This is a genomic window from Ruegeria sp. YKSF070, from assembly GCF_059612725.1.
In genome coordinates, this window is sequence record NZ_JBXWRD010000093.1 from 1 (window position 1) to 6,379 (window position 6,379).

Genomic DNA, 6,379 nt, shown 5'->3' on the forward strand with positions numbered 1-6,379 from the left:
TCCTTCGTCAGATCGCCGGCGCAGCCCTGTAGTTCTCTCCCTTCACGAGCAGCGCCCAAGCCCTGCGCGCTGTCTTGTTGGCGATGGCCACGGTCACGAGCCGCGTTGGCTCACGTTCAAGCAGGGATCTGACCCAGGCCCCGGTCCGGGTGTCCTTGATTGAAATCAAGGTACCGCATTTGCTTTCGGCAGTAAAAAGCACAATGGTGTTTGAGATCTATGAAGTAGACTTTGAAAAACCGTCCTTTTCCAAATTGGCGGTGAGTGGGTTTATCGCATACACATTGGTGCTACTGACTTACATCGCTGTTTTATCCCCTCTCGAAACATCGGAGTTTAAATTTCTGGCTCTGTATCAACTTTATGATTTAGCAGGGTTTTTAGCGGGCATTCTTTTTTCTTGGAGATTCCTTAGAAAGGAGCTTTTTAGCATACCAGTTGCTTTTGGTGTCGGAACGGCGTTGGGCTTTCTGGTCACATCGGCAGCGTGGTATGAGGGCAACCTAGAAGCCTTTTTTGAAGACATGATGTTCTTTCTGCCTGCTGGTGTACTCTGGGGAGGCATGTGTGGGTTGGTGTTCCTCGGCGTTCTGCGCGTCCTTCCAGGGTATCAGTCCATCAGAAAAGAGGACCGCGTTGGCACCAAAATTAAAGCTATTGGGCTTATCTTGATCTCATTGTTGGGTGTCTTCGCCTTGGCTCATTGGCGGAGCATTATTTATCATGTCTAGATGACATCCAAGTCGACTTTTCTTGTACACTCATTTTCGTAATTTTTGGTGAAAGACTACTTCGGGCTGAGGGTTTGTGAAAACTGGGCGACGCGATCTCTCTCGTCGAGTTCATTCCTGCAACTTGTCGTGGGTGACCTGATCTAACTGATCCGGTTTGATTGTTGGTGCATGACTGGTCGCGGGGCCATTGGCACGATGGTTTCGCTACTGTGGCGACGTGAGATCGCCAACGCAGCGAACGTCCCGCGACTCGGACATTGATGCCCGAAAACTCGCTGCGCTGTGAACGAACGTCAGCTTTTCTTCCCGCAACGCAGCTGATGGTCTCGTTGCTCGGGTGCTGCGCCTGCAAACATTAACGGTCGACTATGTCTCCTGTGGGCTCAGTGCTGTCGTTCCGGCCCACGCTGTCGTGCGGCCGCTTCCAACTGCCGAATGCCCGAGACCAAGGTCAGGTCGCTGCATTGGCTGAAGCATTTGCGTTTCGGGAACGGCCGGTTTCGGAGTGCGGTTCACACCCGATCCGCTGCGCTACAGCAAAGCCGCTTCGAGCCCAATGCAGACCTTGGCGTTTGACGCAGTCCTCGCCGTGATCAGGCGGGGTCCTTACTTTTCTGCACCTGGAACGGATGATTGTCCAGGCGTCCGGGCCGCTCCGTACACCTATATTGCATCCGCCCGCTTCGCGTTTATGAAGTCCTTGAGCCCCGCCTCATCGACAATGTCGATCCGTCCATAGGCGACATGAATCCAGCCTTCGGTCATAAAATGCTTCAGGACTCGGTTCACGACTTGCCGTTCCGCGTTCGCCATCTCCGCAAGCTGGGATTGAGTCACAAGAACCTCGGTCGTGGTTCTCCCACTGTGCCGGAAGGGCGCGACCCTCAGGAGTGTCGCCGCAATCCGGCGCTTCGTGTTCCGGATGAGCAGCGTCTCAATGACCTGGATGGCGACATCCATGCCGTATTCGCTGACAGACAAGAGCGCGCGTTGGTGAAGGGGCGATCGGCCCGCGAACTCCTGTGCGCTCGCAAGGGGAACGTGAAACAGGAACGAGGGTTCAACGACAGAGAAAGACAATCGCCTATCCGACCCTCGCATGAACGACCCATAGCCGAACCAGACTCCGCAGCGGAGCACATGTGCCACCGCCGTCTCGCCGGCGTCCGACGGCAGGTGGACCCCCACGCCGCCCATGACGACACCGTAGAGGCCGCCTTCGCTGTCGCCAGCATGAAACACGAACTCCCTGCCAGAGAACTGGATCAACCTCGCAACCTTCAGCAGGGCGCTTCGGACATCCTCGGGCTGGTTTGCAAGCCAACCTCGTTGAAGCACCCGACGCTCGGCTTCCGCGCGGTCAATGATGTCCGTCTCGTCTGTCCTAAAGGTTTTCATCCATGCCTCTCCTTCGGTCGCTGCACCGCGTTTCGTAAAAAATTGTCACAATTGCGATAATCTCGCCAACCACCACGTGGCATAATACGATTCTGCGGCAGCTGTGTGCATGAGCCCACGGCGCCCTGAACGTCAGGCCGGTATCGTGATGGGCGCAAGACGCCATGACCGAGGGCGGAAATGGGTCCGAACGTCATCCGTGCCCCGGCAGATTTCGAAGTGAGGAGGCTTCAGTATGGCACAGCTTGACCGGCGGAAATTCATTTGGACTGGCCTCATCGGTGCGACAGCGCTGACGCCAGCGGGGCGAGCCGCGGCGCTGACCGGATCCTTGCAGGATGTGGGAAGCCTCGCTGTGGCCGCGCCAAAAGCGACTATCTACACCGCTCGCGAGATCGTGACGCTCGACCCTGCGCGGCCCTCGGGCGAGGCGGTGGCGGTCGTGGGCGGGCGAATCCTCTGGGTAGGCTCCCTCGACGAGACGATCGCACTTCTCGGAGATCAGGCCTATGAGGTTGATACGACCTTCGGCGACCACGTAATCGTTCCGGGCTTCGTGGCCCAGCACGACCACCCGGTGCTCGCCGCGCTGACCATGTCATCCGAGATCCTATCGATCGAGGACTGGGTCCTTCCCACGGGGACCGTGCCAGCCGTTAAGGACAAGCAGGACTTCATTGACCGGTTGACCGCCTCCGTCGCGGCAGCGACCGATCCTGACGAGCCGGTCCTGACCTGGGGCTATCACCCGGCGTTCTATGGCCCCCTGACCCGAGCCGAACTCGACGCTATCAGCTCAACCCGGCCAATCCTCGTCTGGGGTCGCTCGTGTCATGAGTTCTTCCTCAACAGCGCCACGCTCGAGCGCGGCGAGCTGACCCGCGGAGCCTACGACGCCTTCCCGGCGTCAGCGAAGGAGCAGAGCAACTTCGAGGACGGGCACTTTTGGGAACAGGGCATGTTCGCGATCCTGCCCTATGTCGCGACGATGGTGGCCAGTCCCGAGAGGCTCCAGGCCGGCCTCGAACTCAGCAGGGACTACATGCACGCGAAGGGGATCACCTTCGGCAACGAGCCGGGTGGCATCCTCGCCAAACCCGTACAGGACGGAGTGAACGCAGTCTTCTCGAGCCCCGACATGCCGTTCCGCTGGTCCTTCATGCCTGACGGCAAAAGCATGGTGGGCATGTATGACGACGACGCCCAGGTCATCACCGAGACCGAAAAGCTCGCCTCTTGGTATGACGGTATGACAAGCATGACATCCAAGCAGGTCAAGCTCTTCGCCGACGGAGCGATCTATTCGCAGCTTATGCAGGTGCGCGATCCCTACCTCGATGGCCACACCGGCGAGTGGATGATGGACCGGGACGTCTTCGAGCGCGCCTTCCGCATCTACTGGGACGCGGGCTACCAGATCCACATCCACGTCAACGGCGACGAAGGGCTGAACCGCGTTCTCGACACGCTTGAGACGAACCTGCGGCGCAACCCGCGCTACGATCACCGAACGGTGCTCGTCCATTTCGCGGTGAGTGGCGCAGACCAGGTCGCCCGTATTAAAACGCTTGGAGCGATCGTCAGCGGAAATCCCTACTACGTCGCGGCGCTGGCCGATCAATACGGGAAGGTGGGCCTCGGCCCAGAGCGCGCCGATGAGATGGTACGTCTGGGCGACCTAAACCGGGCGAGCATTCCGTGGTCGCTCCACTCCGACATGCCGATGGCACCGGCCGATCCGTTGTTCCTCATGTGGTGCGCGGTGAACCGTCGCACGACCTCGGGCCGGGTTGCGGCACCGGACCAACGCGTGACCGTCGAGGAAGCGCTGCGTGGGGTCACCATCGAGGCTGCTTACTCGCTGAAGCTCGAGGATGAAATCGGGACGATCTCTCCAGGAAAGCGTGCAAACTTCACGATCCTCGACGCGAACCCTCTCTCGGTCGACGTGACTGAGATCCGAAACATCGGCGTCTGGGGTACGGTGATGGAAGGGCGCATGCTTGCCGCAGGCGGGGCGGAACGAAAGGCGTCGCTCGACCTGCCGGGAGGAAGTGATGCGGAACGGGAGTTCATGGAGGCTGCCCTGCATCACGCGTTGACGGTCGCCCATGGCCTTCATTGACAAGCGTCGGCAATGAGACGGAAATTGTTAAGTGGCAGCAAACAAGTTGGGATCAAGCATGTTCAAGAACATTTTTTCACAAGCCCTCCTGGCCAGCACGCTAATGACGGCTGGAACTGCATGGGCGCAGGAGATCGCCGACACGATCTACACTGGCGGGCCGATCCTGACGATTGACGATGCTGGAAGCATTGCCGAGGCTGTGGCCGTTCGGGATGGCCGTATCATCGCCGTGGGGACCGCGTCCGATGTCATGGCGCATCGCGGAGATGGAACCGAAGTTTTCCATCTGGGCGGACGCGCCATGCTCCCGGGCTTCGTGGACAGCCATGGCCATGTCGTCATGGGAGGGCTGCAGGCATTGTCGGCCAACCTGCTTGCGCCTCCGGACGGGCCGGTGACGGACATCCCCAGCCTGCAGGCGACCCTGTCCAAATGGGTCGAGGACAACCGTGAGATCGTGGACCAGGTGCAATTGATCGTCGGTTTCGGATACGACAATGCCCAACTCGCCGAGCTGCGCCATCCCACGCGTGATGAACTCGACGCGGTCTCGGCCGATATCCCGATCATGATCGTGCACCAGTCGGGCCATCTCGGCGTTGCCAACTCGAAGGCGCTCGAGATCGCCGGTGTGACAGCAGAGACCGAGGCACCTCCCGGCGGCGTGATCCGTCGAGACGGTAACGGGGAGCCAAATGGCGTCCTTGAGGAATACGCCTTTTTCACGGTGTTCGCGCCATTGATGGCCGGGCTTGGCGACCAGGCTCTCGAGGCCTTCGCCCGAGCCGGAGCAGATCTCTGGGTGAGCTATGGGTACACGACGGCTCAGGAAGGACGCGCGACACCTGAGGTTGTCGAGGTGGCCAGACGCGTTGCCGCCGAAGATGGCCTGCCGGTAGACGTAGTGATCTTTCCCGACGTTTTGGAGGCTGCGGACTACATCGCCGAAAACACCTCTCGGACTTATGTGGATGGCGTACGGGTCGGCGGCTGCAAGTTGACAATCGACGGTTCACCACAGGGCTTCACGGCTCTGCGTGACCGTCCCTACTATGATCCGGTCGGGGACTATCCATCGGGATACCTTGGCTATTCCGCCATCACGATGGAACAGACCCAGCAGGCCATCGATTTCTGTTACGAGAACGGCCTGCAGATCATCACCCATTCCAACGGAGAAGGTGCATCGGACATGCTGATTGCCGCGCTCGGCTCGGCGCAGGAGCGTCTTGGCGACCCAGGCAATCGACCCGTCCTGATTCACGGCCAGTTCCTTCGCGAGGACCAGGTCGACGCGCTGAACCGGCTCGGTGTCTTCCCGTCCCTGTTTCCCATGCATACGTTCTACTGGGGGGACTGGCACCGCGATCATACCGTGGGTCCGGTCAATGCCGAGAACATTTCGCCCACCGGCTGGGTCCGCCAGCGTGGCATGATGTTCGGCACGCATCACGACGCTCCGGTCGCTTTCCCCGATAGCATGCGGGTCCTCGCGGCAACGGTCACGCGCCGCACTCGCTCGGGCGACATACTCGGGCCACATCAGCGCGTTGACGTGATGACTGCGCTCCGGGCGATGACGATCTGGCCTGCTTGGCAGCACTTCGAAGAAGACGACAAAGGCAGCATCGAAGTCGGCAAGCTGGCGGATTTCGTCATCCTTTCCGACGATCCAACCGCCGTTGACCCTGAAACTCTGGCCGATCTCGAAGTCATGGTGACGATCAAGGAGGGAGAGATCGTCTATGAGGCAGAGCCGGGCGTGCGTGAGGGACGTATCGACCGTTCGTTTTTCCCTAGAGATCCAGGCATGGCGCACGAATTCCTGCATGCCATGTATGACGCGATTAGCGAGCATACCCACGAATTCTAGGAGCAATATGATGGTCGTCGGGCCGGATGCGGTCTGGCGGGTGCTGTCAAAGCAAACTGGCTTGAGGCGGGGAGGGCGGTTTTGTAGCGTCCGGTCATAACCAATTGTTCGTCATTTCGCTAATTCAAGACCCGCCTAGGCTCCAGACTCATTGATTTTCAGAGCCAGAAGATGACTGCGGCGGCGAGTGCGATGGCTGATAGGAATACCTTCGGACATCTGTCGTAGCGGGTTGCGACGCGTCGC

4 protein-coding genes and 1 pseudogene are annotated in these 6,379 nt (G+C 59.5%); 3 read left to right on the plus strand and 2 right to left on the minus strand.

The features are described from left to right. The first annotated feature begins 77 nt into the window (after positions 1–77). Positions 78–731: a hypothetical protein gene (locus AC2FL1_RS23105; RefSeq protein WP_496878483.1), complete on the plus strand. Its 654-nt coding sequence runs from the start codon at positions 78–80 to the stop codon at positions 729–731. 666 nt (positions 732–1,397) lie between these two features. Here AC2FL1_RS23105 and AC2FL1_RS23110 read toward each other — a convergent pair. Beyond that, on the minus strand, positions 1,398–2,132 hold the full coding sequence (locus AC2FL1_RS23110) for a Crp/Fnr family transcriptional regulator (RefSeq protein WP_496878484.1): 735 nt from the start codon (positions 2,130–2,132) through the stop codon (positions 1,398–1,400). Positions 2,133–2,367: 235 nt separating this feature from the next. On the opposite strand from AC2FL1_RS23110, the gene AC2FL1_RS23115 reads away from it, so the two are divergent. Together AC2FL1_RS23115 and AC2FL1_RS23120 are read left to right on the plus strand one after the other, a co-directional pair. Next, positions 2,368–4,257 carry an amidohydrolase gene (locus AC2FL1_RS23115; protein ID WP_496878485.1) on the plus strand — a complete coding sequence of 630 codons (1,890 nt, stop codon included), beginning with the start codon at positions 2,368–2,370 and terminating at the stop codon, positions 4,255–4,257. A gap of 58 nt (positions 4,258–4,315) precedes the next feature. Further along, positions 4,316–6,133, plus strand: coding sequence for an amidohydrolase (locus AC2FL1_RS23120; protein WP_496878486.1), 1,818 nt, complete (start codon positions 4,316–4,318; stop codon positions 6,131–6,133). A 158-nt stretch (positions 6,134–6,291) separates the two neighbouring features. On the opposite strand, the pseudogene AC2FL1_RS23125 reads toward AC2FL1_RS23120, so the two are convergent. Beyond that, positions 6,292–6,379: pseudogene (locus AC2FL1_RS23125) on the minus strand (IS5/IS1182 family transposase); the annotation flags it as partial.

Coding starts and splice junctions, on each gene's coding strand:
- AC2FL1_RS23110 (WP_496878484.1), bottom strand. CDS start 2,132: ATGAAAACCTTTAGGACAGACGAGACGGACATCATTGACCGCGCGGAA.
- AC2FL1_RS23115 (WP_496878485.1), top strand. CDS start 2,368: ATGGCACAGCTTGACCGGCGGAAATTCATTTGGACTGGCCTCATCGGT.
- AC2FL1_RS23120 (WP_496878486.1), top strand. CDS start 4,316: ATGTTCAAGAACATTTTTTCACAAGCCCTCCTGGCCAGCACGCTAATG.